Source organism: Micromonospora sp. NPDC005206, from assembly GCF_040608175.1.
GTDB lineage: Bacteria > Actinomycetota > Actinomycetes > Mycobacteriales > Micromonosporaceae > Micromonospora.
On sequence record NZ_JBEXHU010000012.1, the window covers coordinates 17538 to 44045 of the forward strand.

The window sequence follows — 26508 nt, forward strand, 5'->3', positions numbered from 1 at the left end:
GTGCCGTGCGGAGCCTGGTCCGCGACCGCAGGGAAGATCGGTCAGGCGCCGGCTTTGTAGTCGGCGTCCATCGCCGCGAGGACCTTGTCGGGGGTGGACTGCCCGCTGAAAACCTCCTGGAGGCCGCTGAGCATGGTCTGCTGCACCTTGGCGTTCGGCCAGAGCTGATCCATGAACGGCACGGTTCGGTTGTCGTTGATGAACGTCGACAGCTCGGTCAGCGAGGGGTCGACGGCGTAGCCCGTGTCGGCGAGGGCTGGCAGGCCGCCCTGCTTCTTGACGTAGAGGTTCATGCCCTCGGGGGACATCACGAAGTTGACGAACTTCAGTGCGAGTTCCTTGTTCTTGGCCTTGGCGTTGATCCCGTACCCGGCACCGGCCGCGGCGGGCATCAGGGCCGTGGCCGGCTCATCGGTGGCCGGTAGCGCCTTGAGCGTGAACGTGCCGTTCGGGTTCTTCCCCTTGAGCAGGGCGATGACCCAGTTGCCCTGCACGATGCCGAGCGTCTTCCCGGTGGCGGCGAGCTCCTGGCTGGCCTCGTAGCTGGTGCCGAGCGGGTTCTTCTGGAAACATCCGGCCTGGTTCATCTCCAGGTACTTGGCCAGGGCCGTCTTCCAGAGTGAGCCGGCGAAGGTCGCCTGGCCGGCCTGCATCTTCGTGTCGAAGTCCGGGTCCTTGGCGTAGACGGTCGGTGCGACCAGCCCGTACAGCACCAGCTGGGTCACCCAGTTGTCCTGGATGCCCAGTGCGAAGGCCGGCGTTCCCTTCGTCGCGGCGGCCCGGCAGAAGGCCAGCAGGTCGGTCCATGTGCCCGGTGGGGTCAGTGCGGCCTTGTCCATGGCTTGCTGGTTGTAGACCGCACCGATCCCGTTGAGCCCGAAGATCGCGTTGTAGGTCTTCCCCTCGTACTGGGCCACGCTCTTGACGGCGTCCGGCAGCTTGGCGGCCCACGGCTGGTCGGACAAATCGAGCAGGTACCCCGGTTTGGCCAGCACGTAGGTGGCTCCAGGGTTGCCGTTACCCGGCCAGACGGACATCACGTCGGGTGCGGTGCCTGACGAGAGCTGGGTCCGGATCTGCTGCTGGTACTGGTCGGCGCCGCTGGTGGTGAAGTTGACCTTGACGCCCGGGTTGGCGGCTTCGAACGCCTTGACGACGTCCTCCACGGAGCCCTGGTCGACCGAGGCGAGGGTGAGGGTGGTGGAGCTGGTTTCGGCGTTGGTGCCACCGCTGCAAGCGGCCAGCACGGCGAGGGCTGTCATTGAAGCCAGCAGGATCGGCAGTCTGCGCGTGTTCATGATGTCTCCCGCTAGGACGGTGCGGTGGTCATGACTGATCGGTGGGCCCAGCACCGGGTGCGAGGGCGCTGACGGTGTAGCGGCCAGACGCCAGCCGCAGGGTTGCCCCGGCGGTTGACGGTTGGACCCCGAGTACCCCCGGCTGGCCCGCAGCGGGTGCGCCGCTCTCGCGCACGCTGCCCGGGTCGGGCGTGGGGACCTCCAGTACGGCGGTGCTGCCGGGTGGCACCGTGACGGTCACGGTGATCCGGCCGTCGATGCGGGACCAGCCGCAGGCCACCCGTCCCCGGGCGGTCTCCTGCTCAGCCTTCGCCCAGGTGAGCCGACCGCCCGGTAGCGGCCGTAGCAGCAGCTCGCGGTAGGCCACCGACGTGGGCGTCTGGTCGATGCCGGCGACCCGGCCGAACAGCCAGTCGCCGACGCTGCCGAGGCTGTAGTGGTTGAACGAGTTCATCGCGGCGGACTGGAACCCGCCGTGGTCGGTCCAGCCGTCCCAGCGCTCCCAGATGGTGGTGGCGCCGTGCCGGATGGAGTACCCCCAGGACGGGAACTCCTCCTGGTGCAGCAACGCGTACGCCAGGTCGGCCCAGCCATGGTCTGCCAGGACCGGGCAGAGCAACGCGACGCCCACGAACCCGGTCGTGAGTCGATTGTTCCGCTTCTCGATGTCGGCGGCGAGGTGTTCAACCGCCGCCGGCACCAGAGCCTCGGGGACAAGGCCGAAGCCGAGGGCCAGCAGGTAGGCGGTCTGGGTGCCGCCCTCGACGGTGCCGTCGGCGCCGACGTACGAGTCGATGAACGCCCCTCGGATCGCGGCGTGCAGTTCCCGGTGCTCGTTCGCCTCCCGGTGTCGCCCCAGCACCTCGGCGGCATCCGCCACGATCTGGGCGCTACGCGCGAAGTACGCGGTCGACAACACGTCGCGTGGGGTGGTGGCCTCGACCTGCAGCCAGTCGCCGTAGGAGTTGCCGGTACGGTGCCGCCAGCGCAGGTCGGGATTGTGTCGCCGTACGTAGCGGACCCAGGCGACCATCGCGTCGAACGACCGCCGCAGCACCTCGCGGTCGCCGTACGTGCGCCACAGGTGCCACGGGATGAGCACCCCGGCATCGCCCCACGCCGGCGCCGCCGCGCGGTGCATGGTCATGACCGGGGCGACGTCGCGGAAGGCGCCCTCGGCGTCCTGTCCGTCCACCACGTCGCGCATCCAGCGGGCGAAGAACGCCGCGACGTCCGCGTTGCGGCTCGCGGTCGGGGCGAAGATCTGCGCGTCGGCCAACCAGCCGAGGCGCTCGTCCCGCTGCGGGCAGTCGGTGGGGATCGCGACGAAATTCCCCCGCTGCCCCCAGGTGATGTTCGACTGCAGCTGGTTCACCATCGGGTCCGAGCACTCGAAATGCCCGGTCCAGGGTGTGTCGCTGTGCACCACCCGGGCGACCACGTCGGTGGGGGCCAACTGGCCGGGGTGGTTGTCGACCTCGAGGTACCGGAAGCCGTGCAGGGTGAACTGTGGCTCGAAGACCTCGGTGTCGTCGCCGCCGGTGGTGTAGCTGTCGGTGGCCTGGGCGCGGCGCAGGTTGTCTACGTACAGCTCGCCGTCGGCGAGGATCTCCGCGTGCCGCAGTACGATCCGCCGACCCGCGGCGGCGCCGCGGACGGTCAGTCGCACGCGGCCGACGAGGTTCTGCCCGAAGTCGACGAGGAAGCGACCAGGAGCCCGCTGGTGCACGACGACCGCGGGCAGGTCGCGGGTGATCCGGACCGGGTGGTCGGGTTCGGCGACGATCGGACCCGGCTCGGTGTGGAGGACCGCGACCGGCTGGAATCCGTCATCGGACGGGCTGGGCGAGTCCCAGCCGGGCACGTGCTGGCGGGCGTCGACGTGTTGCCCCATCAGCAGGTCGGCGGCCCGGATCGCGCCGGGCCGTTCGGCCCAGCTCGGATCGGTGGCGACCACCTGCCGGGAGCCGTCGGTGAAATCGATCACGAGCTGCGCGAAGAAGGCCGGGCAGTCACCGTAGTGCTGCGCGGCGCGGCGGGCGTCGAACCCGACGTGCCCGCACCACCAGCCGTCGGCGACGACGGCGCCGAGCATGTTGCCGCCCTCGCGCACCAGCTCGGTGACGTCGTAGGTCTGATACTGGAGCCGGCGGTGGTATTCCGTCCAACCCGGTGCCAGCTCGGTGTCGCCCACCCGTGAGCCGTTGAGTCGGACTTCGTAGACGCCGCGCGCGGTGGCGTAAAGCCGGGCCCGCCTCGGTCGACGCCGCACCTCGAACGGCCGGCGGAGGTACAACGGCGGCGGCTGGAGCTCGCTAGCTGAGCCAGGGTCGCGGTCCTGCGGCGGATCCACATGGGGAACGCGAAGCGGGTCGCGCCCCACCCACACCGCGGTCCAGTCGCAGCGGTGCAGAAGGCCCGTTTCGAACCAGGTCTGCGCCGGTGCGCCCGCGGCGCCCGTCTGGTCCCAGACCTCGACCCGCCAGTGGTAGCGCGTGGCCGAGCGCAGGGTTGGGCCGTCCCAGGGCACGAGCAGCGTGTCGTCGGACTCCCGCCGGCCGCTGTCCCACAGCAGGCGACCGGGATCGTCGAGGTCCGCGGGCCGTTCGGCGGCGGTGATCCGGTACGCGCTCTGCGCGGCACCTCGCCGCTCACTGTCCAATTTCCACGACAGCCGGGGACACGACTCCCCCAACCCGAGCGGCTCATGGCGCTGCTCGGTCTGCAACCCGTAGGGACGCAGCAGCCAACGATCCGAGACGTGCGTCATCCCTTGAGCCCTCCGGCGAAGCCATTGATGATGCTGCGCTGCAGCGCGAAGTACACGGCCAGGATCGGCACGATGCTCATCACCAGCGCGGCGAAGATGAGGTTCCAGTCGGCGGCGTACTGGCCGACGAAACCGGCTATGGCGACGGGCATGGTCTGCTGGGTACTGCCGCTCAGATACAGCAGCGGCGTGAAGAAGTCGTTCCACACGGACACCGCGTTGAGCACCAGAGCCGTCACCGTGACCGGCTTGAGCATCGGGAACACGACGTACCGGAACGTCTGCAGGGGTGAGCAGCCGTCAATGAAGGCGGCATCCTCGAACTCACGCGGCAGGGCCCGCAGGAAGCCGATGTAGAGGAACGTCGTGAACGGCACCTGAAGGCCCGAGTAGAAGAGGATCAGCGCCCACGGCGTACCGAGCAGGCCAAGATCGCGCATCGTCTGATACAGCGGCAACGCGGCCAGCTGGAAGGGCAGCATCAGACCCAACATGATCAGCAGGAACACCCCCCGCGACCAGCGTGCGGTGGCGCGCGCCAGGGGGTACGCGGCCAGCGACGAGACGGCCAGGACGATGGCGACGCTCGTCGCGGTCACGAGCACGCTGTTGACCAGCGCACCGCCGAGTCCGCCCTGCTGCCATGCCTGGGTGAAGTTGTCCAGCGTCGGCGAGGTGGTCGGGCGGATCGGTGAGGAGGTGTCCGATGGCGCCCGCAGGGCAAGGTTGATCAGGACGTACACCGGGAAGCCGACCACGACGGCGGCGGCGATCATCGCCAGTTCCACCATGAACGTGCGCCCGCGATAGCGGTTCACGAGGCGGCCCTCTCATTGCGGGACAGCACGAGGTACTGCCCGGTCGAGACCACCGCCACGATGACCGTGAGCACGACCGCGAGCGCGATGCTGTATCCGAACTCCCCCAACGTGAAGGCGTCCTTGTAGATCAGCGTCGACAGCGTGTCGGTGGCGTGTCCCGGCCCGCCGCCGGTCAACGCGTACACCTGGTCGAAGAGCTTGATCCCGCCGATGATCGACAACATCAGGTTGATGGTGATCGCGGGAGCGAGCAGCGGCCGGGTGACCGACCAGAAGCGCCGCACCGGCCCGGCGCCGTCCATGTCCGCCGCCTCATTGATCTCCTTCGGTACGGACTGCAGTCCCGCCAGGAAAATGACCATGGAGTAGCCGGCGAACTGCCACACGATCACGGCCACGATCGACCAGAGGGCCAACTGGGGGTCGCCCAGCCAGTCCTGCCGCCAGGAGTCCAGCCCGACCAGACGCAGGAGACTGTTGACCGCGCCATCCGGGCCGAGCAGGTTGCGCCAGAGGTAAGCGGTCACGATCGGGGTGATCACGGCCGGGGCGAACAGGAACACCCGCAGCACATGCCGTGACTTGATCATGGTGTTGACCCCGAGTGCCAACAGCAGCCCGATCCCGTTCTGGATGATCGTGATCGACACGGCGATCAGCAGGGTGTGCCAGAGCGCCTGTACCGCGTCGGGATCGCGGGTCATGTCCGCGAAGTTGCCCAGGCCGATGAAGGAGAGGTTCGGGTCGAGGCCGTCCCAGTCGGTGAAGGCGTAGTACAGGCCGCGGGCACTCGGCACCAGGACGATGAAGGCGAAGAGCACGATCGCCGGCAGCGTGAACCACCAGGGCGGGGTCATCCGGGTACGTCCAGGGCGGACAGTGGTCCGCTCGGGAGACTGACGGGGAGGGGCAAGGGGCGGTGGCTCGACTGCTCTCGTCACTGGCGATGTCACTTTCCTGAAACGTTTCAACCTGCCGCCTGGGTCGGCCTCTTCAACCCGACCCAGGCCCGCGCCCTGCGACCCGGAGTGATCCGGAGTGATCCGGAGTCGCACCTGCGCGCCGAACGACGGTCCAGCGATCAGTGTGGGTAACGTTGCCCAAATGTTTCGCCCGACCCTAGGAGTTGACCCGATCGACGTCAATAGGTGACCACGCCTCGCCGGGCATTTCTCCTCTGCCGCCACCACCGCGGGCGGTGGCGCCGAAGGCGAAGAGCCCGCCTACACTCGTGGGGAACGTTCCCCACTTGCCGGAGGCAACATGAGGTCGCGGTCGGCGCCGCCCCGACGAGTCACCATCGTTGACGTCGCGCAGCACGCCGAGGTGTCAACGACAGCCGTGTCCAAGGTGCTGCGCAACGCGTACGGGACCAGCCCAGCGATGCGGGCGAAGGTGCGCAAGGCGGTCGCCGAACTCGGCTACCGGCCGTCCGCCGCAGCGAGGGGCATGCGCGGCCAGACGTACACCATCGGCGTGATGCTGCCCGACATCCGCAATCCGTTCTTCGCCGAGATCCTCGACGGGGTCACCGAGTGGCTGTCCGATACGGAGTACCAGGTCCTGCTCGGCCCCGGCTGCAACGGCGAGGCGGCGGAAGCCCGGGTCACCGAGACGATGATCGACCACAGCATGGACGGCGTCATACTGATCGCCCCGATCTCGTCGAGGTCACGCCTCCAGCATGTCGCCAGCACCGTGCCGACGGTGGTCGTCGGCCGACACTCCCACTCCACCGCGTACGACTCGGTGGCGGACGACGACATCGCGGGCGCCGCACTCGTCGTCGACCACCTCGCCGACCTCGGACACCGCCGGATCGCCCACATCGAGCACCTCGAAACCGACCCTGCCCGTATCGCGGAGATGCCCAACGCGATACGCGCAGAGGGCTACCGCCAGGCCATGCAGGCCCGTGGGCTCGCGGACGGCATCGACATCGTCTCCACCACGTACACCCAGCAGGGTGGATACCTCGGCGCACAGCAGCTGCTCGCCCGACCCCGTCGGCCCACAGCCATCTTCGCTGGCGCGGACATCGTCGCCATGGGCGTGCTCGAGGCGATCGCTCAGGCCGGTCTCACCGTCCCCGGCGACATGTCCGTCGCGGGATACGACAACACCACGTTCGCCGACTTCGAACCGATCTCGCTCACGAGCGTCGACCAAGCGGGCCGCGAGATCGGACGCAGTGCCGCCCGACTCCTGCTGGACCGGATCGCCCACCTGGACAAGCCGGCCGCCCACATCCGGCTCTCGCCGACGCTCGTAACCCGCCGCAGCACGGCAACCCCGCCCAGGTGACCTCGGCCCTGGATCCGCCCGGGTCGCCGGACGTCAGACGCGCAGCCCCGCCGCCAGCTCGCCGACCGCCCGCGCCGCGTACCGCTGCATCCCCGGACCGAAGGTGATCCGGCTGGCGCCCAGCCGTCCGAGCTCGGCCACGGACGCCTTGTCGTCCGGCTCGGCGGCCATGTTGATCGGGCCCTCGATGCCCTCCCGCAGCAGCGGGAGCACCTCGGGCGGTGCCATGAGCGGGTATACGCAGTCGGCGCCGGCGGCCACGTACAGCCGGGCGCGGGCCACCGCGTCGGCCGGCTCACCCGTCCCTACCAGGAAGGTGTCGACGCGCGCGTTGATGAAGAGCGCGTCACCCGCCTCCGCGCGAACCTCGGCCAGCCAGTCCGCGTGCCGCTGAGGATCCTTGAGCGTGCCGTGGCCCTCGGAATCCTCCAGATTGCAGCCGACGGCGCCCGTCTCCAGGAGCCGCCCGACCAGCTCCCGGGGGGCGAGGCCGTAACCGCCCTCGATGTCGGCGGACACGGGCACGGAGACGGCCCGGACGATCCTCGCCACCGCGGCGAACATCTCGTCGGGCGGGGTGGCGCCGTCCTCGTAGCCGAGCGATGCGGCGACCCCGGCGCTCGGTGTGGCGAGCGCGGGGAAGCCGGCGTCGGCGAGGGCCCGGGCGCTGGCCGCGTCCCACGGCCCCGGCAGGACGAGCGGGTCGCCGGCGGTGCGGCCGTGGTGCAGGGCGCGGAAGGTGGCGGCAGTCATTTGACGTCTCCCCAGGGTGCAAAGGTGTTCAGCACAGACGAGCGACAACGCTACGCGCCCGGTGGCACTGGCTTATCGTCGCTTTCCACGACGGATTCCCGAGCCAGTTCGCCAGCAGACCGGAGTTCAGGATCGAGCTGGAGCATGCGGCGGTGCAGGCGTACCGCCTCCTCCGGGTCGGCGACCTGGCGCAGTGCGAGCCAGGCGGCCCCGACAGCCGGGTGGCGACGGTGACGAACGGCCATGTCATCTACTACATCGACGGCGTGCAGGTGGGCGACCACTCGGGGAAGTTCTACCCCCGGCAGACGATGACGATCAACTGGAACCTCTGGTTCATCGACACGGCGGCCCACTCGGGCGGGCTGAGCACCTACATCCAGCAGGTCGACTGGGTGCTGTTCGCGAAGAACCAGGCACTCACCCCGGCGCAGGTGACGGCGAAGACGGCGGCGTACCGCTCGGCCGGCAGCACGTTCGCCGACACGGTGGACTCGACGGGCGGCTGCTCGACCCCGACGAACCCGCCGACGACACCCCCCACGACGCCTCCCACCACACCGCCGCCGGCCGCGAACTGTTCCACCGCACCGGAGTGGGCCTTCGGCACGGCTTACACCGGGGGCCAGACAGTGAAGCACGAGAAGAGCAGGTACGGCGACCCGAGTGGTCCAGCGTCGGGTGACGGCAAGCACCTGTGGCGGGCACGGTACTGGACACAGGGGTCCGAGCCGGGCTGGACCCAGCAGTGGGAGGATCTCGGCCGCTGCTGAGGCGGACGGCGTACAGCACGGCAAGGCACGGGCGGGCGCTCGCGAGTCACGGGCGAGCACCCGCCCGTGTTCTGACCCGGAACCGGGTCATGCCTGGAGATGAGCCCTTTCGGGTGTCCGAGCATGTCCTGTTTTGTAGGTTCGAGGCTGGCAGAAGATGTCCAGGTCGCCGGCGCCGCCGCGTCCGGTCTGGCGTCCCTAGGAGGCAGACGCCGTGACGTCGAGTCCGCTACCCCGGATTCTTCGCCGACGCGGCGAGCCCGAGTTTCCGACGTTCCTGGAACTCTTCTTCGACCTGATCTACATTTTCATGTTCTCCCGGCTCTCCGCAGGGCTGGTAAACGACCTCAGCGTCCGTAACGCGGCGCAGACCGCGGTCCTGCTGCTCGCCGCGTGGTGGGTCTGGGTGCTGACCGCGTGGCTCACCGACCTGTTCAACCCGCGGTTGCCGCTGATCCAGGCCACCGTTCTCGTGGTCATGTTCGGCACCCTGTTGATGGCCATCGCGATCCCGAGGGCATTCGGCGCGCACGGGTGGATCTTCGTGGCGGCGTACTTCGGCATCCACCTGGTCCGGGACTCGGTTCTCATTCCCGCCACCCGTGTGAACCGGCCGATCCAGGCGAGAAGCATCCGCGTCTTCTTCTGGCTCGGCGTCACCGCCGGACCATGGGTGGCCGGGGCCCTCGTGGACGGCACGGCCAGGCTGGTGCTCTGGTCCATCGCGGTGGCGGTCGACCTCGGGTCGGCCCGGATCGGCTGGCCGACACCGAGGCTCGGTCGGACCGAACTCGCCAGTCAGATCTTCACCGGCGCCCACCTGTCCGAACGGCACCGGCAGATCTTCATCATCTCCCTCGGCGAGCTGATCCTGACCGTCGGGATGGGATTGGCCGCCAGCGACTTCGAGGCCGGCCGGGTGGCGGCGTGCGCGGTCGCGTTCGTCAACGCGCTGATGCTGTTCCAGATGTACTTCCACCGGATCCGACAGCTACTGGCGCCGACCGCCGTCTCGACGGTGGAGCGGGTCCGCTCCGGCACCGCCACCTCGTACACCCACCTGGTCATGGTGGCGGGGGTGGTGGTCATCTCGGCCAGCGACACGCTCGTCATCGACCGTCCGTTCGGGGAGACGCCGTCAGGCTGGATCGTCGCCATCCTGGGTGGGCCCGCCCTGTTCCTGCTCGGCGGCTGTCTGTTCGACTTCGTGGTCACCGGTCGGATCCTCTGGCCACGGGTGCTGGGGATCATCGTGCTGGGCGCTGTCGGACCCGCGATGCCGCTGCTGCCACCGCTCGGCATCATGGTCGTGGCGAACCTGGTCCTGCTGCTCACGCTGATCGTCGAGACGGTGGCCCCCCGCTCGCGACTGACCAGCGCTCCGCTACCCACGGGGTGAGCCGAAGCACCGGTCCCGACCCGACCTGTCAGCGCAGCGCAGGTGCCGCCGTTCGGGGGTGCCTCCGGGTGCTCAGCAGGTTCACCACGGCGACCAGGGCCAGAACGATCATGGCGAGGAGTGCCACCACGAGCGGCGGCAGCAGGTACGTCGCCGGCGCCACCCCACCCAGCAGGACCAGACCAGCCAGCCGCGACCTGGACACCCGACCGAACACGGTGTAGTCGAGCAACCCACGGCCCAGCAGGAAGAGAGCCGGCCCACCGAGTATGACCGCCGCCCAGGACGGTGGGGTCTCGCCGAACGGCCGATCAACGACGAGCCTGCTGGTGACCGCCGCACCGCCGATACCGGCCACCATGATCAGGTGAGTGACCGCGGCCGACTGGCCGAGCAGGGAGGGTCTCGTCGACTTGGCGATCGCGTCGGTGAGCAGTTCCCCGGCGCGGTAGATGTAGATCCGCCACATGAGCACCACGATCAGGAAGACGACCACGAGCGCCCAGACCCGCGCGGCCGTGTAGTCGCTCTGGCTGAAGGTCTCCGCTGTCGTGAACAGCGACACGCCGAGCGCGATGATGACGAACTGGCGGTACCGCTCGGAGAGTCTCTCACCGGTCAGCCGCCACTCCTCGGAGTGCGAACGCCCCAGCCCTGGCACGGGCCAGCCGAGCGCGGCCGCGGCGTACTCGATCCCGACGGTCACCGCCCAGAGCACCAGGCGAGCCGTGTCGCCGAGCAGTGCCCCACCGATCCACCCGAATCCGGCGATGGCCTCCCAGAACAGGATCCGGCTGCTCCTGCCACGCTGGGACGGGTCCCGCAGGACCAGCAGGAAGTAGAAGCTGGAGCCGAGGTGGATCGCCAGGTACGTGATCGCGAACAGCAACCCACGGCTGCCGTACGCGTCGGGAACAGTGGCGGCCAGCAGCAGGCTTGCCGCCATCGTCCCGATGAACTTCACCCGGAGCGCTGACCGGGCCCGGTCGAGCGTGTCACCCGCCCACGCGGTCAACGCCCAGATGAACGTGAACGCGAGCAGCAGCACCAGGGTCTCGGCGGCGCCCGACCAGGTGAGCTCGGTGGCGAGCTTCTCCGCCAGGGAGATCAGCGCGAAGACGTAGACAAGGTCGAAGAACAACTCCAGGAGTGCCGGATGCGCTGGACTCTTCCGGTCGGGGTCCGTCGACCACGCGTCGCTCTCCGCAGTCATCGATCACCCCGTCGCACCCGTCCACAGCCACCGCATGACGACACTACGGGTTACGAGTCGACGACAGAGGGCAGTTGCGCAGGCCGACGGACCGATAGATCAGCGCAGCCGCCGAGCGGTGAACCTGGTTGGCGGCTCGGCGATCGCGTCCTGGGCCGAGATCAGTTGGAGCTCCCGGGTGCCCGCCGCGAGGGTTGCCTCCAGGACGGCGAAGACGGAGGCGATGGTGCGTTCCAGCGCGGTCGCCGGCGAGCCCGTCGTGCACAGATGCGCGAGGTACAGCGCCGCGGTGATGTCGCCGCCGCCGTTCGGGTTGATCGGCAGCAGCGGCGTGGTGACCGCCCAGGCGCCTTCGTCGGAGACGGCCACCACCTCCAGTGACCCCGCCGGCGCATCGCCGTGCAGGACGCTGGTGACCAGGACGTGCCGCGGTCCCGTCTCGCGTACCACGTCGACCGCCGCCAGCACCTCCGTCAGGGAGTTCGTCGTACGACCGGCGAGGAAGTCCAGCTCGAAATGGTTCGGGGTGACGATGTCGGCGCGCGGAACGACGGTGTCCCGCATGTACTCCGGGATGCCCGGCCGGACGAACATCCCGCGGCCGGTGTCGCCCATCACCGGGTCGCAGCAGTACACCGCGGCCGGGTTGGCCTCCTTGACCTTGTCCACCGCGTCGAGGATCACCGCGCCCATCGCCGGGTCGCCCTGGTAGCCCGACAGCACCGCGTCGGCGCTGCCGAGGACCCCACGGTCCGCGATGCCGTTGATCACCTCGGCCACCTGGGCCGGCTCCAGCAGCGGTCCGCGCCACGCGCCGTACCCGGTGTGGTTGGAGAAGTGGACCGTCAGTACCGGCCAGACCTCGTGCCCGAGCCGCTGGAGGGGGAAGGCGGCGGCCGAGTTGCCGACGTAGCCGTAGGCGACCGAGGACTGGATGGACAGGATCTTCACCGCACCATCATGGCGGCTCCCGCCGGTGGCACACGAGCACCCGCCGTTTCTGTCGGGTGGCCCACTCCGGGCGAGCCCTACCCGGGCTGGGAAATCGACGCGCGGTTGATGTAGGCGACCTGGGCGGCGAAGGCCAGCAGGGCCAACACGGCGCCGACGCCGATCGCGAACCCGGACGACAGCCCCGCCAGTCCGGTCAGCAGCGTGACCGAGAGCCCCGCCAGCAGCGCGTTCACCGCACCCACCATCGCCGCCGTGGTCAGCAGCAGTTGCGCCCGCCCGGGGGCGTTGCCGACCGCCGCCCAGCTCGCCCGCATGATGCCCTCGCCCTGCACCGCATCGGCGAAGAAGTCGTGGTCGCCGGCCAGCCGGTGCTGGTAGTACGCCCTGATGCGCTGAATCCGCGCGAGATCCAGCTCGTTCTCCACCATGTTCTGCACCAGCCGCAGGAACGTGAGCAGCCCGGTGATCATCAGCGTGGGCAGCACCGCCCCGAGGTACGGCCCGACGAACGCGGCGTTGCTGGCGACGAAACCGAGCCCGATCAGAGCGGCGGAGAGCATGGAGAGGAAGATCGTCGCCCGGCCCACCGACTCGGTGACGGTGGCGCTGCGGGAGGTCTGGAGCACGAAATGCTCGGTGGTCAGGGCGGTGAGCAACGCCTGCTCGCGTTCACCGTCGTCCATCCACCTCACCGTCCGCGCCGACCAGGGGTCATCGTCACGATACGAGGTCCGAGGGCGCGGGTCCGGAAAACCGACGGTCGCGAACGGGCTCGCTCCCGACCTGCGGTCAGGTCCCGTCCAGGCCGCGACCGTCGTGGTGACCGCGCCGGTCATCCCCGTCGCCGGGATCCCCGCCGTGCGCCCCGTCACCGCTGTCATCGCGGCGGCTGAGGCGATGGCCCCAGGTCGGTGCCGCAAGCACGAGCAGTGCGATCGCAAGTATCGGCACGAGCGCCAGCAGCGGTGCCGTTACCAAGCCGGGCGAGGATTCGTGGCCCAGCGCCACCGCACCCGCTACCTGAATCCGGATCCCCGGTTCAAGAAACGCAGCCTGATCATTGAACGAGTGCGTCTCAGCCACGGCAACTGGCCGAAGCGGCGCCACAGCCGCCAGGTTGGCGTCGATGACGGCAGCGGTCAGCAGCAGGGCCCCCAGCATGGCCGGGACGCCGAACCGCCGCTGCCGCCCGGCGGCCACCACGAGCACTGTCAGCCCGGCGGCAACCGCCACCAGGGTCGGCAACCGGACGGCGAGCGTGACCAGCAGGCGAATCGGGTCCCCTCCGCCGAGGGGGGTGAGCACGACGACGGCCAGCCCGGCGACGGCGGCCCACGCGACCCAACGGATCCACCGTGTGTCGGTCCGCGCCCGATCGGTCAACGTCACCACCGATCCGCCGCAGATCAGCGCAAGGCCCAGCAGTGCGGGCCAGTGCTGGGTGACCTGCGCCGCCAACGCCTCACCCAGCCACGCGAGATCCTCGCTGACGGACGGTGGTGGAGCGTTCAGCGGCGCATAGAACGGCGACAGGTACTTCGGCCCGTCCGAGCCCTTCGCCGCCACCACGGCGTCGATGGCGAGCACGCCGACACCAACAGCCACGGCGACGCGGCCCCGCCCGGCACCGAGCAACACGATCACCGCGAGGCCGGTCAGTGTCACCCCGGTCGCCTGCCCCGCGAGGACCGACGCGTCCGACAGCGCGCCAACCACATGCACCACCGCCGCGCCCGCTACAACGGACCAACACACTGGTTCAGGGGACAACCGCACGGCGCACATCCAACCACGGGTCCGGTCGCCTCGTCGCCCCCGACGCCCACCACCACACGACGCAGACCGGTGATCCTTATCGTTCAGGCGACAGGCTTTCGGCGAACGCGGGAATCTCGGGGTGCCCGAACATTCCGGGAAGCCCGCCCGTGTGGATGAAGACTGTTGTCTGGCCCGGTCCGATCTCGCCTCGCCGAATCGCCGCGATGAGACCCGCCATCGCGCGCCCGGTGTACGTCGGGTCGAGGATGATCCCCTCGTGCCGGGCGACGAGTGTCAGCGCCTCCCTGACCGTCGGGGTCAGGCTCGCGTAGCCGCTGCCGACGTGATCACGGTCGACGCGCAGGTCGTCGGCGTGCACGTCCGGCGAGAGCGGGGTGACGAACGACGCGACGCGCTGCCGGGGGTCGTCCAGCGCCCCCACATCGACACCGAGCGTGCGGTCCGGGCCCAGGCTCGCGACGAGCCCGGCCATCGTGGCGCCGGAGCCGAGCGCGACCACAGCGGTACGCAGGTCGGGCACCTGGGACAGCAACTCGTCACCGCACTGTGCGTAACCGCGGGCCGCCAACACGGTGGACCCGCCGAACGGGATGAGGGCGGGGCGTGCGCCTTCGGAACGCAGCCGGTCGCATACCTGCGTGGCGGCGTCTGCGAGCGCCTGCTGACCCGTCACACCGGTGAAGACGACGTCGGCGCCGAGGAACGCGTCCAGAACGAGGTTGCCGGTTCGAGCCGCCACCGGTTCGCCCGGGAACACCAGCACGGCGCGCAGACCGAGGCGCGCGGCGGCCGCGGCGGTGAGCCGCGCGTGGTTGCTCTGTGGCGCTCCCGTGGTGACCAGCGTGTCGGCGTCGTTCGCGAGTGCTTCGGCGACCGTCCATTCCAACTTGCGAACCTTGTTGCCACCGCCGCCGAGGCCGGTGAGGTCGTCCCTCTTGACGAGAAGGTCGTCGCGGCCGAGCCCGAGAGCGCTCGCCAGGCGGGGCATCGGCTCCACCGGTGTGGGCCACGTGCCGAGCGTGAGCGGAACGATCGGTCCGGGCATGCTGGTGACTCCTTGCCGTCGGGTGGGCAGCGTGACGATATAGGCCTGCGACGCCCATCCGGCACCCGCCGCTCGTCACCGCCCTACGTCAGGAAATCCAGCAGTTGCCGTGTGGTCTCCTCGGGAGCCTCTTCTGGAATGAAGTGCCCAACCGGGACCGGGCCGCCACGAACGTCGTCGGACCATTGTCTCCAGATGCCGAGCGGGTCGTCATAGAGCCTCGCGACCTGACCCCGTTGACTCCAGAGAAACAGAACCGGGCAGGCGATCTTTCGGTTGCCTCGGTCCGCCTCGTCCTGCTGGTAGTCCACCGTCGCGGCGGCGCGGAACTCCTCGCAGATCGCGTGGACGGTGGCGGGATCGCTGAACTGCCTGACGTAGGCGGCTCGCACCTTAGCCGGGAACGCGTCCTTCACCTCGGGCCACGTGTCCAGCATGAAATCCACGAGGACGGCGGGCGCCGCGGCGATGAACCGCTCGGGCACCGGCGCCGGCGCCGCCAGAAAGGACCAGACCCAGTACGAGAGGCTGAACGCCATGTCGGCCCGGTCGTACACGTCGCCGACCGGGACGACGTCCAGGACGGCGAGCCGGGTGACGACGTCCGGTTCGTCGAGCGCGAGACGGTACGCGCACCGTGCGCCGCGATCATGCCCGACGAGCCCGAACCGCTCATGGCCCAGACTGCGCATGACCTCGACCTGGTCGCGGGCGATCGCTCGCATGCTGTACGGCTCATGATCGGCGCTGCTCGGCGGTGTGCCGCTGTCGCCCCAGCCGCGCAGGTCGGTGACGACCACGGTGTGGTGCTCGGCGAGCCGCGGCGCCACGCGATGCCACATGAGGTGCGTCTCGGGGATGCCGTGCAGGAGCAGGACCGGAGGCCCGCTTCCGCCACGGCGTCCGTGGATCGTCGCCCCCGACGTGGGGATGTCGAACTCCTCGAAGCCCTCGAACATGGCCCCGGACCCCCCGCGACTCGTGCGGACCGTCGTCGCACGGTCTGCTCAGGCGGCACCCGCGACGGTCGGCTGATGGCTCAGGCGGCGTGGACCGCTGACGGAAGCTCCCCGGGCAAAAACGACGCTAGCAGGAGAAGAGGCGATGGTCGGACCACCGGCGAAATTCCCCCGTCACCCCTCGGCGGCCAGTGCGAGGACGTCTCGCGCCGTGGGCAGTGCGGCCTCGCGGTGCGCCGGAACGAGACCGAGGCGGGTGCGCCGGTCGAGCAGGTCGTCGACGGTGAGGGCGAGTTCGTGCCGGGTGGCCCAGAGCAGTTCCGCGCCGGTGACCGGGATGTCGGGACCGATCGGCTGCCGGAGTTCGGTGGGCGCCTCGGCCAGGACGTCGACGGCCTCGGTGCCGTACCGGTGGACGAGCCGGCGTGGCGCGGGGACCCGGGCCAGCTGTGTTCTGCTCGCCGCGCCGGGCAGCGGGAGGCGGCGGGTGCGGCAGGGCCCGGCCGCGAGGCGGCGCTGACGGATGGCGGTGTCGACGGCGTCCTGAGCCATCCGGCGGTACGTGGTGAGCTTGCCGCCGATCACGCTGATGATCCCGTCGGGGTCGTCGATGACGGCGTGCCGGCGGGAGAGGTCGGCGGTTCGGCTGTCACCGGCGTCCAACAGAGGTCGCAGCCCGGCGTAGGCGCCCAGGACGTCGGTGGGTCGCAGCGGCTGGTCGAGGACGCTGTTGAGGACGTCGAGCAGGAACGCGATGTCGGCGTCGGTGGGTCGCGGCACGTCGGGGACCGGTCCGTTCACCGGCTCGTCGGTGAGTCCGGCGTACACCAGGCCGTCGGTCTGGGGCAGGGCGAAGACGTAGCGGGTGAACTCGCCGGGGACGGGGATGGTCAGGCCGGCCCAGAGTCCGCCCAGACGGGCGGCGGACAGGACGATGTGGGTTCCCCGTGACGGGCGCAGGCGTACGTGTGGGGTCAGGCTGCTGGCCCACACGCCCGTGGCGTTGATGACCGCGCGGGCGGCGACGTGCATGCGCGTGCCGGTGCGGGTGTCCTCGATGGTGGCGCCCTCCCGGTGCAGGCTGATCGCCCGGCAGCGGGTCAGGATGCGGGCGGAGTGCTCCGCGGCGGCGCGCGCGAGGCCGACGACGAGTCGAGCGTCGTCGCAGAGCTGGCCGTCCCAGGACAGGTGTGCTCCGCGGAGACCGGCCGGACGCAGGGCGGGTGCCATCGCGCCCGCTTCGGCCGAGCCGAGCCTGCGCGTTCCGGGAAGGGTCCGTCGGGAGGTCCCGGCGCAGGCACGCAGCAGGTCTCCGGCGTGCAGGCCGGCCGCCGCGGCGCCCGCCTGCCATCGGCTGGTGTACGCGGTCGCCGGGAGCAGCATCGGCAACGGGCGCGTCAGGTGCGGCGCGGTGCGAGTCAGCAGCAGGTGGCGCTCGGCGGCACTCTCGTAGGCGATGCCGATCTGGCCGTGCGCGAGATATCGAAGGCCGCCGTGGATCAGTTTCGAGCTCCAGCGGGAGGTGCCGTGGGCCAGGTCGTCGGCGTCGACGGCGACCACGGACAGTCCGCGGCTCGCGGCGTCGAGCGCCACTCCGGCGCCGGTGACGCCCAGCCCGACGACCAGGACGTCGACTGACGTGCCGGCGACCAGCTCGGCGAGGTCACGTTCCCGGCGGGAGACGGTCAGCGAGGTTTTCACACGCCTCCTTGCGATGCAGTGACGTTGGATGTCACTCTGTCACACATGAATATGGAAGGGGAAGCGTCGGCCGTCGGGTGGGCCCGTTGGGGCACCACGAGGAACGCGAAGGCGCTACCGGACTCCGCTTCGACGCTGCTGGCGCAGGTGCTCGAGCTGACACCCCCGCCGCCGGCCGTCCCGCTGGCCGAGGTGGCGGTGCCGGACTGCGAACTGGACGCCCGGGTCCTCGACGCGCTGCGACGGGCGTTGGGCGCCGAGCACGTGGTCACCGCCCACGACGCCCGGGCACGACACGCGTCGGGCATGTCGACACCCGACCTGCTACGCCATCGGCGGGGCCAGGTGCGGGTGGCCCCGCAGGCCGTTCTGCGTCCGGCCGACCACGCCGAGGTGGTGTCCATCCTCGATCTCTGCTCCCGGTACCGGGTGGCCGTGGTCCCGTTCGGCGGTGGCACATCCGTCGTGGGCGGGCTCACGCCGTCCGCGGCGCGGCACGTCGCCGTCGATCTGAGCCGGCTGAACGACGTCGTCGCCATCGATCCGTTGTCGCGGACCGCCACGCTGCAGGCCGGAATGCGCGCCCCACGGGCCGCCGAGCTGCTCGCCGAGCACGGGTTCACCCTCGGCCACGTCCCGCAGTCCTACGAGTACGCCACCATCGGTGGATTCGCCGCCACCCGGTCGTCCGGCCAGGCGTCGGCCGGCTACGGCCGCTTCGACGACATGGTCATGGCGCTGACGGTCGCCACCCCGCAGGGCACCGTCCGGACGGGCCGCGCTCCCGCCTCGGCCGCCGGTCCCGATCTGCGACAGATCTTCCTCGGCAGCGAGGGGGCACTTGGCGTCATCACCGACGTGACCGTCCGGATCCGGCCCCTGCCGGCGCAGTCACACTACGAGGGCTGGCGGTTCGAGTCGTTCGCCGACGGCCTGCACGCCGTACGGCGGCTGGCGCAGGACGGGCCGCGACCCACGGTGCTGCGGCTGTCCGACGAGGTCGAGACCATGATCGGGGCGACCGGATCCGGACGCGCCGACGGCGGCTGCCAGCTCATCGCCGGGTACGAGGGCGCGGACGTCCTTGCCACCGTCGACGCGGCCGCCGATGTGCTGGCTCCGCACGGCGGCGTGCCGCTGGGCGACGAGCCGGGTCAGCAGTGGGCGCGACACCGCTTCGACGCCCCGTATCTGCGGGACGCGCTGCTGGACGCCGGGGCGTTCGCGGAGACCCTGGAGACCGCGGCGTACTGGTCGGCGCTGCCGGACGTGCACCACCGGGTCCGGCAGGCGATCCTCGAGGCGTTGCCGGACGGCGCCCTGGTGCTGGCGCACGTGTCCCATGTCTACGAGACCGGTGCGTCGCTGTACTTCACGGTGATCTGCTCTCCCGGCGCGAATCCGGTCGACCGCTGGCGGAAGGCGAAAGCGGCGGCCAGCGACGCGATCGCTGCCGCGGGTGCCACCATCAGCCACCATCACGGTGTCGGCGCGGATCATCGGGCCTGGTACGCCGCGGAGATCGGAGACGTCGCCGTGGACCTGCTGCGGGCGGTCAAACAGCAGCTGGACCCGGCCGGCATCCTCAATCCCGGCATCCTGGTGCCGTGAGGTGCGGTCCTTCGCAGTGATCCTCGGGCCCACCGCACGCCGAGGATTGTCCCGCCTGATGCCGGTGGCCCATCTGCTGCGCGCCGCCGGCGCCCGGATACGGGTCGAATACACGCAGACTGCGGAGCAGGCCGGCCGGTGCGCCACGGCGGCGCTGCAGGGCGGTGAGGTCGTCGTCGCCGCCGGGGGCGACGGCACGATCCGGCTGCTCGCCGGCGTGGTCGCCGACACCGACGGTCTGCTCGGCGTCATACCCGCCGGTCGGGGCAACGACTTCGCCCGCCAGCTCGGGTTGCCGCACTCCCCGGACGCGATCGCGGACCTGTTGCTGCACGGACGGCCGCGGCACCTCGGCGTCCTCCGCGTCGCTGGACGAACCATCGTCGGCAGCGTCTACGTCGGCGTCGACGCGGCGGCCAACGAGCTGGCGAACCGGTCGCGTCTGCCCGCGCCGCTGGTGTATCCCACCGCCGGCCTGCGGGCGCTGATGCGCTGGCCGCGCACCCGGTACACGATCACGGTGGACGGCCGGACCGAGCAGACGTACGCCTACACGGTGGTGGTCGCCAACTGCGGTTACTACGGCGGTGGCCTGCACGTCGCCCCGGCGGCGCAGCCCGACGACGGGACGATGGACGTCGTGGTGATCGGACAGGCACCGAAGGTGCTGTTCCCGATCGCGCTGCGACAGATGCGCACCGGCCGGCACGTGCGGCGCGGGCACGTCTTCTCCTACCGAGGCACGTCGGTCACCGTGTGCGCCGACCGTCCAATGACCGTGTACGGCGACGGTGATCCCGTCGGCCGGACCGACGAGCTGCACGTCGAGGTCCGCCCGCGGGCACTGCGCGTCATCGCCGGCTAGCCTGGTCGCAGGTAGCCGTCGACCAGCAGCGCCAGCTCCCGGTCGAACTCGGCGACCGGCACGTCGTCGGCGACCGTGCGGACAGACAACACGAAGGACTGCGTGGTCAGAAAGACCGCGCGGGCCATGACGTCGGGTCTCCCGGGCCGGATCGAGCCGTCCTCGTGACCGTCGGCCAGCGCCGCCGCGAGGAACTGGAGCATCTCGTCCTGGCCGCTGCCCCGCCGGTCGAGCAGGTACGGGAGCAGCACCTCCGGGTCGACGTCACGGATCTTGCACAGCAGCGGATGGTCCCGTAGCTGCCCCGCCACCGCGACCACCCGCGACACCAGACGGGACCGCGCCGAACCGCCGGTCTCGACGTCCGCGGCCGCCATCAGCACCTGATGCCACTCCCGGCTCATCAGGTCGCCGATCAGGGACTGCACGTCCGGCCAGCGCCGATAGACGGTCATCCGCGAGACGCTGGCGCGTCGCGCCACGTCCGTCATCGTCGTGCGACGGACGCCGTACGCCAGCACGCAGTCCCGGGCAGCGTCGAGAACCGTGTCGTCGACGCTGCGCTCGCCGGACTGGCTCACCTCCACCACGCCGACTGTCTATCACAGGGGCGAGGTGGCCCCGGACGCGGACGCGCGCGCCACGGATGACGCGGGCACCGGGAACTGGCGGTGGTCAGTAGGCGTCGACCAGCTGCGTGCGCAGCTTGGCGAGCGCGCGGGCGAGCAGGCGGGACACGTGCATCTGCGAGACACCAACCTGGTCGGCGATCTCGCTCTGCGTCTGGTTGCCGTAGAAGCGCAGGGTGAGGATCTTCTGCTCCCGCTCGTCGAGCGTGGCCAGCGCCGGGCCGAGAGCCACCCGCAGCTCGGCCAGGGCGAACTCGCCGTCCTCGCCGCCCAGCATCTCGCCGAGTTCGGTGCCGCGCTCACCGTCACCGACCGGGGTGGACAGCGACACAGCGTTGTACGCCCGTGCGCCCTCCAGCCCTTCCAGCACCTGCTCCTCGGTGAGCCCGAGGTGGGCGGCGATGTCGGCGACCGTCGGCGACCGACCCAACGTCTGCAGAAGGGTGCTGTTGGCGTCCGAGATCGCCAGCCGCATCTCCTGCAGCCGGCGGGGCACCCGGATGTCCCACGTGCGGTCCCGGAAGTGGCGCTTGAGTTCCCCGACGATCGTGGGGATCGCGTAACCGGCGAAGTCGACACCACGGGAGGGGTCGAACTTGTCCACCGCCTTGATCAGCCCCAGTGCCGCGGTCTGCGTCAGGTCGCCGGTCGGCTCGCCCCGCCCGCTGTAGCGCCGAGCGAGGTGGTTGGCCAGCGGCAGCCATGCCTCGATCGCCCGGTCCCGCAGCGCGGCGCGCGACGGGTGGTCGGCGGGCAACGCCGCCATCGCGAGAAGAAGCTCGGTGGCGGGTGAGTCGGCGGAGGCGTCGTGGTCGGTGCGGGTGCTCGTCGTCGCGGGCCGGTCGGTGGTCGTGATCATGCTGGCTCCTCCGCATCACACCGGCCGCATTTCCGCCTGTCGGCGCCAACCGTATGAGCAGAGACTAGACCAAAGGTCAGGTGAAACCTAACCGAAAGGATGATGTGGCGCTGCCAGTCGCCACGCTTCACGTGCCGTCACCGCAGGCGGCGGCGTCGATGGCCACCCAGCTCCCGCGAGGGCGCTGTGGCTCCTCAGCGCACCGCGACGTCGGTTCGCGGGTCGGGGTTGCCGACCTCCCGCAGATGGCGCAGCCCCTCCGCCCAGGAGCGGCCCAGACTGGTTTCGTGGTAGTCGATGTCGTGCTTGGCGCAGAACCGCTGGACCAATGGCCCGGCGCGACGCAGGTTGGGGCACGGCATGTTCGGGAACAGGTGATGTTCGATCTGGTAGTTCAGGCCGCCGAACACGGTGTCCAGGAACCTTCCGCCGCGGACGTTGCGCGAGGTGACGACCTGCCGCCGCAGGTAGTCGAGGTTGTCCTCGGCGCCGAGGATCGGCATGCCCTTGTGGTTGGGGGCGAAGGAGCAGCCGAGGTAGAGGCCCAGCACGCCCTGGTTGACGAGGATGAACGCGACCGCCTGCGCGGGACTCAGGACCAGGAACACGGCGGCGAGGTAGCCGCCCAGATGCAGGACCAGCAGCCCCGCCTCTGCGGGTCGACGCGCCAGGCGGCGCGGGCCGAGGACAGCCCGCAGGCTGATGGCGTGCAGGTGCAGGCCCTCCAGCAGAAGTAGTGGAAAGAAGAGGTACGCCTGATGACGGACGAACAGTGCGCCAAGGCCGCGCCGTCGCCGGACCTGGTCGGTGGTGAATGACAGGGGCGCCACGCTGATGTCGGGGTCCATGCCTTCGGTGTTCGGGTGGGCGTGGTGCCGGTTGTGTTTGTCCACCCACCAGCCGTAGCTGATCCCGGTCAGGAGGTTGCCGTGCACGATGCCGATCAGGTCGTTCGCCCGGCGCGAGCGGCCTATCTGCCGGTGCCCGGCATCGTGGCCGATGAACCCGGCCTGGGCGATCACCACCGCGAGGGCCACCGCCACCCCAAGCTGCCACCACGACTGACCGAGTCGCCCGAACAGCGTCCACAGCCCCACGAAGGAACCGACGACAAGACTGATACGTACGGCGTAGTGGCCTCGCCGCCGCTCGAGCAGACCCGCTGCGCGGACCTGCCGGGACAGGTCGGCGTAGTCACTGCCTCGTTGGCGGTCGACGCCGAGACTGGTGTCGCTCATGATCACAGCTCCGCTGGCCCCTGGTCCGCCAGGTTTCTCAGCGGCGGCCGGTCAGGCGGGCCATGAGCTGTTGAAGCTTCTGTTGCGTGCTGGGCTTGGCCGCCTGGCGGCGACCCCTCTGCATCAGGTCACGCCCGCGTGGGCTGTTGAGCAGGCCCTTGATTCGTTGGCTCATCGATCCTGATGTCACGGCGCGCTCCCCTCGGGCCGGCCCCGCCGGCTGGCTTCCCGTACTGCCAGTTTCGCCTGACGAGCCTGCCGGTCGGAAGGGATTGGGCGGATTGCGCCGGAGAGGGCCGTGACGAGGTGGAAGCAACAGGTCGGAAAATCCCTTGTGCGCCAGCCGACGACGCGGTTACCTCACGCTGTGTCGATGACCGCTGCCGATCGAGTTGATTCCTACTTCATCTGCGGTACCCCGCGCACCGGCAGTTCGCTGCTCCTGGGGTTACTGGAGTCCACGGGCGTCGCCGGCCACCCGCAGGCATACTTTCGCGCTCCGGACGAGGCGTTGTGGGCTGAGCGCTGGCTGCTTCCCCGCACCGCTGACGGCGGCTTCGACTACGCCGCCTACGTACGTGCGGCACGTGACGCCGGACGTACCGACAACGGTGTGTTCGGCGCGAAGCTGATGTGGGGCACGCTCGACGAGGTGGTCGACAAGCTCGGCATGGTCCACCCCGACCTCGCCGGCCAGGATGTCGCGTTGCTGGAGCGGGCATTCGGGCGTACCCGGTTCGTGTATCTGCGGCGTGACGACGTGCTGGCGCAGGCGGTGTCCTGGCTGCGGGCCGAGCAGACCCAGGCCTGGTATATCGACGGCAACAGCGAGAGCAGTGGTGGCGACCGCACCGGAAAGGAGCCGACTTTCGATAGGGAAGGAATCGACGGCCTCATTCAGACGATCGACGATCACAACGCCGAATGGCAGGCGTGGTTCTCCGCGACCGGCGTGCGGCCCCACGTCGTCCGCTACGAGGACCTCGATGAGGACATGGTCGCCGTCACGCGCGGGATCCTGCATTTCCTCGGCCTGGACATGCCGGCCGGTCGCGCTGTCGTGCCGCGACACCAGCGTCAGGCCGACGACCTCAACCGTGAGTGGATCCACCGGTACCGGGCCGAGTCGGGTGTTGGCGGACACCAGGACCTCCCCGATCATGGTTAGGAGTAGCACTCCGCGCCGGCAGGTCAGCTGACCAGCGTGGTTGGATGGGCCGGTGCAGTTCACCGTGACAGACGCGCCGACGCGGGAGCGATTCGAGGCGCGCGACGAGGCGGGCGTGGTCGCCGGCGTGGTCACCTACCAGCTGACCGGCACCATCATCGTCTACACCCACACCGAGGTCGATCCGGAGTTCGAGGGCAGGGGCGTCGGGTCGACCCTGGCGCGTGCGGTGATGGACGACGCGCGGGCCAAGGGCCGGACCGTCGTTCCGCTCTGCCCGTTCCTCAGCGAATGGCTGGTCAAGCACCCCGAGTACGAGGGCATCGTGGCCCGATCGACTCGGAAGGTCAAATAGCGGTTCACCAGCCTGACCGGTCGACCAGTCCGGGCGGTAGGTCGTGCCCGGGGCGTCGTCACGTCACGGGCGGGACTGTTTCGCCGTTCACCGTCGGGGTGACCGCCGGTGCCGTCATCATGACCGCGTAGCCGCTTCGGTTGCCAGGCGGGCGCCGGTGGTGGAGGGGGTGCGGCGAACGTGCGGGAGATGTCGGTAGCGCCGATGGTCACGGGGGCCGCCTCGCCGGGCCTGGCGGACATGGTGTGGGACAACGCGCGTCAGGATCCCCACGCGGTGCAGTTCCTGCGCCCGGCCCCGGTCTCCCCGGCCTGGCCGGCGGAGCCATCGGCACACGGCGACGTGCCCGTGACGTGCGCGCAGTTCCGCGGTGACGTGCTTGCTCTCGCCCGCGGGTTCATCGACGCCGGGATCGGGCACGGTGACCGGGTGGGGTTGATGAGTCGCACCCGCTACGAGTGGACGCTCGTCGATTACGCGCTGTGGTCCATCGGGGCCGTCACCGTCCCGATCTACGACACGTCCAGCCCGGAGCAGATGGAATGGATTCTGTCCGACTCCGGCGCGGTGGGGTGTGTGGTCGAGGCCAACAGGCACGCCGCCATTCTCGCCGGCCTGCGCGACAACCTGCCCGCCGTGCGTCAGGTGTGGCGGATCGACGCCGGTGACCTGATCGCGCTGGCCGGTCAGGGTGGAACCGTCGACGACGCCCAGGTCGACGTCCGCCGTACGGCGGTCACGGGCAGCGACATGGCGACGATCGTCTACACCAGCGGCACGACCGGTCGGCCGAAGGGCTGCGTGCTGACGCACCGCAACATCTACTGCGACATCGGCAACGCCACCGCGGTGCTGCCGGAGCTGCTGCATCCGGGAGCGTCGACGGTGCTGTTCCTGCCGTTGGCGCACGCGTTCGCCCGCCTGATCCAGGTCGGCATGGTGCTGACCCGCGCCACCCTGGTGCACAGCTCCGAGATGACCGGCGTACTCGCGCAACTACAGCAGCACCGCCCCACCTTCATCCTCGCCGTGCCGAGGGTGTTCGAGAAGATGCACACCCAGACGCGGCAGAAAGCCGCTGACGCACGCCAGGAATGGCTGTTCAGCATCGCGGACGCCGTCGCGGTGCGCTACAGCCACGCCATGGACACGCCAGGGGGCCCCGGAGGACTGCTACGGCTGGCGCGCACGGTGTTCGACGTGATCGTTTATCGGAAACTGCGTGCCGCGCTGGGCGGCCGCTGCCGCACCGCGATCGTCGGCGGCGCCCCGCTCGGGGAGCGACTCGGGCACTTCTTCCGCGGCGCCGGCCTGACAGCGCTCGAAGGGTACGGGCTGACCGAGACGTCACCGGCGTTGACGCTGAACCTGCCGTCCTCGGTGCGGATCGGCACGGTCGGTCGCCCGATACCCGGCGTGGAGATCCGCATCGCCGACGACGCGGAGGTCATCACGCGCGGCGAGATGGTGTTCCCCGGCTACTGGAACAATCCCGACGCGACCCGGGCCACCTTCACCGCGGACGGGTGGCTGCGAACCGGGGACCAGGGCAGCCTCGACGACGACGGCTACCTGCGCATCACCGGCCGTACGAAAGAGATCATCGTGACGGCGGCGGGAACGAATCTCGCCCCCGCCCCGGTCGAGGAACGCATCCGCGCCCATCCCCTGGTCAGTCAGTGCGTCCTGATCGGTGATGACCGGCCGTACGTCACGGCGCTGATCACCATCGACCAACATGAGTGGAGGCGGTGGGCAGCCGGCCACGGCCATTCCGGCGCGTCGGTAGCGGAGCTACGAGACAGCCCCGAGCTGTGCAGGGAGATCCAGGTGGCCGTCGATGAGGCCAACGGGACGGTGTCCCGGGCCGAGAGGATCAAAACGTTCCGCATCCTGCCCCGCGACCTCACCGAAGACGACGGCGAACTCACCCCCACCCTCAAGATCAAGCGCGCGGTGGTCGAGTCACACTTCGCCGCCGATGTCGACGCCCTCTACCACGGCCACTGACCCC

General features: G+C 70.0%; 24 protein-coding genes. 8 read left to right on the forward strand and 16 right to left on the reverse strand.

Going from position 1 to position 26508, the window contains the following annotated elements:
- Positions 1-41 precede the first annotated feature (41 nt).
- From ABZU69_RS19160 to ABZU69_RS19175, 4 genes are read right to left on the reverse strand one after another with little or no spacing between them, the layout of a single operon-like run.
- Positions 42-1298, reverse strand: a complete 1257-nt coding sequence (locus ABZU69_RS19160; protein ID WP_354965676.1) for an extracellular solute-binding protein — start codon at positions 1296-1298, stop codon at positions 42-44.
- 28 nt (positions 1299-1326) lie between these two features.
- On the reverse strand, positions 1327-4068 hold the full coding sequence (locus tag ABZU69_RS19165; protein ID WP_354965677.1) for a family 78 glycoside hydrolase catalytic domain: 2742 nt from the start codon (positions 4066-4068) through the stop codon (positions 1327-1329).
- Positions 4065-4886 carry a carbohydrate ABC transporter permease gene (locus ABZU69_RS19170; protein ID WP_354965678.1) on the reverse strand — a complete coding sequence of 274 codons (822 nt, stop codon included), beginning with the start codon at positions 4884-4886 and terminating at the stop codon, positions 4065-4067. The genes ABZU69_RS19165 and ABZU69_RS19170 overlap by 4 nt, the downstream gene beginning before the upstream one ends.
- Positions 4883-5746, reverse strand: coding sequence for a sugar ABC transporter permease (locus tag ABZU69_RS19175; RefSeq protein ID WP_354965679.1), 864 nt, complete (start codon positions 5744-5746; stop codon positions 4883-4885). The genes ABZU69_RS19170 and ABZU69_RS19175 overlap by 4 nt, the downstream gene beginning before the upstream one ends.
- Before the next feature lie 406 nt (positions 5747-6152).
- On the opposite strand from ABZU69_RS19175, the gene ABZU69_RS19180 reads away from it, so the two are divergent.
- Complete coding sequence (locus ABZU69_RS19180; protein WP_354965680.1) at positions 6153-7193, forward strand: LacI family DNA-binding transcriptional regulator; 1041 nt, start codon at positions 6153-6155, stop codon at positions 7191-7193.
- A 33-nt stretch (positions 7194-7226) separates the two neighbouring features.
- On the opposite strand, the gene ABZU69_RS19185 is transcribed toward ABZU69_RS19180, so the two are convergent.
- Complete coding sequence (locus ABZU69_RS19185; protein ID WP_354965681.1) at positions 7227-7946, reverse strand: isocitrate lyase/phosphoenolpyruvate mutase family protein; 720 nt, start codon at positions 7944-7946, stop codon at positions 7227-7229.
- Positions 7947-8098: 152 nt separating this feature from the next.
- Here ABZU69_RS19185 and ABZU69_RS19190 point away from each other — a divergent pair, with 152 nt between their 5' ends.
- Positions 8099-8719: a hypothetical protein gene (locus ABZU69_RS19190; protein WP_354965682.1), complete on the forward strand. Its 621-nt coding sequence runs from the start codon at positions 8099-8101 to the stop codon at positions 8717-8719.
- A 214-nt stretch (positions 8720-8933) separates the two neighbouring features.
- The gene (locus ABZU69_RS19195) at positions 8934-10118 is read left to right on the forward strand and encodes a low temperature requirement protein A (protein WP_354965683.1); all 1185 of its coding nucleotides are present in this window, start codon (positions 8934-8936) and stop codon (positions 10116-10118) included.
- 28 nt (positions 10119-10146) lie between these two features.
- Here the strand turns inward: ABZU69_RS19195 and ABZU69_RS19200 are convergent, their stop codons facing one another.
- The 7 genes from ABZU69_RS19200 to ABZU69_RS19230 form a co-directional block, all read right to left on the reverse strand.
- Positions 10147-11331 carry a low temperature requirement protein A gene (locus ABZU69_RS19200; protein WP_354965684.1) on the reverse strand — a complete coding sequence of 395 codons (1185 nt, stop codon included), beginning with the start codon at positions 11329-11331 and terminating at the stop codon, positions 10147-10149.
- 99 nt (positions 11332-11430) lie between these two features.
- Positions 11431-12282: a pyridoxal kinase PdxY gene (pdxY, locus tag ABZU69_RS19205; RefSeq protein WP_354965685.1), complete on the reverse strand. Its 852-nt coding sequence runs from the start codon at positions 12280-12282 to the stop codon at positions 11431-11433.
- Positions 12283-12359: 77 nt separating this feature from the next.
- Positions 12360-12968 carry a hypothetical protein gene (locus ABZU69_RS19210; RefSeq protein WP_354965686.1) on the reverse strand — a complete coding sequence of 203 codons (609 nt, stop codon included), beginning with the start codon at positions 12966-12968 and terminating at the stop codon, positions 12360-12362.
- A gap of 106 nt (positions 12969-13074) precedes the next feature.
- Entirely contained in the window at positions 13075-14010 is a 936-nt protein-coding gene (locus tag ABZU69_RS19215) for a hypothetical protein (RefSeq protein WP_354965687.1), read from the reverse strand.
- Positions 14011-14137: 127 nt separating this feature from the next.
- Positions 14138-15109, reverse strand: a complete 972-nt coding sequence (locus tag ABZU69_RS19220) for a pyridoxal-phosphate dependent enzyme (protein WP_354965688.1) — start codon at positions 15107-15109, stop codon at positions 14138-14140.
- A gap of 83 nt (positions 15110-15192) precedes the next feature.
- Positions 15193-16068: an alpha/beta hydrolase gene (locus tag ABZU69_RS19225; protein ID WP_354965689.1), complete on the reverse strand. Its 876-nt coding sequence runs from the start codon at positions 16066-16068 to the stop codon at positions 15193-15195.
- 174 nt (positions 16069-16242) lie between these two features.
- Positions 16243-17769, reverse strand: a complete 1527-nt coding sequence (locus ABZU69_RS19230) for a glycerol-3-phosphate dehydrogenase/oxidase (RefSeq protein WP_354965690.1) — start codon at positions 17767-17769, stop codon at positions 16243-16245.
- A 45-nt stretch (positions 17770-17814) separates the two neighbouring features.
- Between ABZU69_RS19230 and ABZU69_RS19235 the strand changes: the two genes are divergently transcribed.
- Both ABZU69_RS19235 and ABZU69_RS19240 read left to right on the forward strand, forming a co-directional pair.
- Positions 17815-19380: an FAD-binding oxidoreductase gene (locus tag ABZU69_RS19235; protein WP_354965691.1), complete on the forward strand. Its 1566-nt coding sequence runs from the start codon at positions 17815-17817 to the stop codon at positions 19378-19380.
- 1 nt (position 19381) lies between these two features.
- On the forward strand, positions 19382-20245 hold the full coding sequence (locus ABZU69_RS19240) for a YegS/Rv2252/BmrU family lipid kinase (protein WP_354965692.1): 864 nt from the start codon (positions 19382-19384) through the stop codon (positions 20243-20245).
- Here the strand turns inward: ABZU69_RS19240 and ABZU69_RS19245 are convergent.
- From ABZU69_RS19245 to ABZU69_RS19260, 4 genes are all read right to left on the reverse strand, one after another.
- Positions 20242-20835, reverse strand: a complete 594-nt coding sequence (locus ABZU69_RS19245; RefSeq protein ID WP_354965693.1) for a TetR/AcrR family transcriptional regulator — start codon at positions 20833-20835, stop codon at positions 20242-20244. The two genes, ABZU69_RS19240 and ABZU69_RS19245, sit on opposite strands and share 4 nt — an antisense overlap.
- Positions 20836-20920: 85 nt before the next feature.
- Positions 20921-21640 (reverse strand): RNA polymerase sigma factor SigF, encoded by a 720-nt coding sequence (locus ABZU69_RS19250; protein WP_354965905.1) that lies wholly within the window; start codon positions 21638-21640, stop codon positions 20921-20923.
- A gap of 287 nt (positions 21641-21927) precedes the next feature.
- Entirely contained in the window at positions 21928-22971 is a 1044-nt protein-coding gene (locus tag ABZU69_RS19255; protein ID WP_354965694.1) for an acyl-CoA desaturase, read from the reverse strand.
- A 37-nt stretch (positions 22972-23008) separates the two neighbouring features.
- Positions 23009-23146: a hypothetical protein gene (locus ABZU69_RS19260; RefSeq protein ID WP_354965695.1), complete on the reverse strand. Its 138-nt coding sequence runs from the start codon at positions 23144-23146 to the stop codon at positions 23009-23011.
- 198 nt (positions 23147-23344) lie between these two features.
- On the opposite strand from ABZU69_RS19260, the gene ABZU69_RS19265 reads away from it, so the two are divergent.
- The 3 genes from ABZU69_RS19265 (at position 23345) to ABZU69_RS19275 (ending at position 26504) form a co-directional block, all read left to right on the forward strand.
- A complete protein-coding gene (locus tag ABZU69_RS19265) occupies positions 23345-24139 on the forward strand; it encodes a Stf0 family sulfotransferase (RefSeq protein ID WP_354965696.1) in 795 nt (264 codons plus the stop codon).
- 52 nt (positions 24140-24191) lie between these two features.
- Positions 24192-24494: a GNAT family N-acetyltransferase gene (locus tag ABZU69_RS19270; RefSeq protein WP_354965697.1), complete on the forward strand. Its 303-nt coding sequence runs from the start codon at positions 24192-24194 to the stop codon at positions 24492-24494.
- A 180-nt stretch (positions 24495-24674) separates the two neighbouring features.
- Complete coding sequence (locus ABZU69_RS19275) at positions 24675-26504, forward strand: long-chain fatty acid--CoA ligase (protein ID WP_354965698.1); 1830 nt, start codon at positions 24675-24677, stop codon at positions 26502-26504.
- The last annotated feature ends 4 nt before the right edge of the window (positions 26505-26508 follow it).

Bases quoted from the DNA above. Each gene is read 5' to 3' on its own strand.
- ABZU69_RS19160 (WP_354965676.1), bottom strand. From the start codon at position 1,298: ATGAACACGCGCAGACTGCCGATCCTGCTGGCTTCAATGACAGCCCTC.
- ABZU69_RS19165 (WP_354965677.1), bottom strand. From the start codon at position 4,068: ATGACGCACGTCTCGGATCGTTGGCTGCTGCGTCCCTACGGGTTGCAG.
- ABZU69_RS19175 (WP_354965679.1), bottom strand. From the start codon at position 5,746: ATGACCCCGCCCTGGTGGTTCACGCTGCCGGCGATCGTGCTCTTCGCC.
- ABZU69_RS19180 (WP_354965680.1), top strand. From the start codon at position 6,153: ATGAGGTCGCGGTCGGCGCCGCCCCGACGAGTCACCATCGTTGACGTC.
- ABZU69_RS19185 (WP_354965681.1), bottom strand. From the start codon at position 7,946: ATGACTGCCGCCACCTTCCGCGCCCTGCACCACGGCCGCACCGCCGGC.
- ABZU69_RS19200 (WP_354965684.1), bottom strand. From the start codon at position 11,331: ATGACTGCGGAGAGCGACGCGTGGTCGACGGACCCCGACCGGAAGAGT.
- ABZU69_RS19210 (WP_354965686.1), bottom strand. From the start codon at position 12,968: ATGGACGACGGTGAACGCGAGCAGGCGTTGCTCACCGCCCTGACCACC.
- ABZU69_RS19220 (WP_354965688.1), bottom strand. From the start codon at position 15,109: ATGCCCGGACCGATCGTTCCGCTCACGCTCGGCACGTGGCCCACACCG.
- ABZU69_RS19225 (WP_354965689.1), bottom strand. From the start codon at position 16,068: ATGTTCGAGGGCTTCGAGGAGTTCGACATCCCCACGTCGGGGGCGACG.
- ABZU69_RS19235 (WP_354965691.1), top strand. From the start codon at position 17,815: ATGAATATGGAAGGGGAAGCGTCGGCCGTCGGGTGGGCCCGTTGGGGC.
- ABZU69_RS19250 (WP_354965905.1), bottom strand. From the start codon at position 21,640: ATGGCGGCGTTGCCCGCCGACCACCCGTCGCGCGCCGCGCTGCGGGAC.
- ABZU69_RS19255 (WP_354965694.1), bottom strand. From the start codon at position 22,971: ATGAGCGACACCAGTCTCGGCGTCGACCGCCAACGAGGCAGTGACTAC.
- ABZU69_RS19260 (WP_354965695.1), bottom strand. From the start codon at position 23,146: ATGAGCCAACGAATCAAGGGCCTGCTCAACAGCCCACGCGGGCGTGAC.
- ABZU69_RS19265 (WP_354965696.1), top strand. From the start codon at position 23,345: ATGACCGCTGCCGATCGAGTTGATTCCTACTTCATCTGCGGTACCCCG.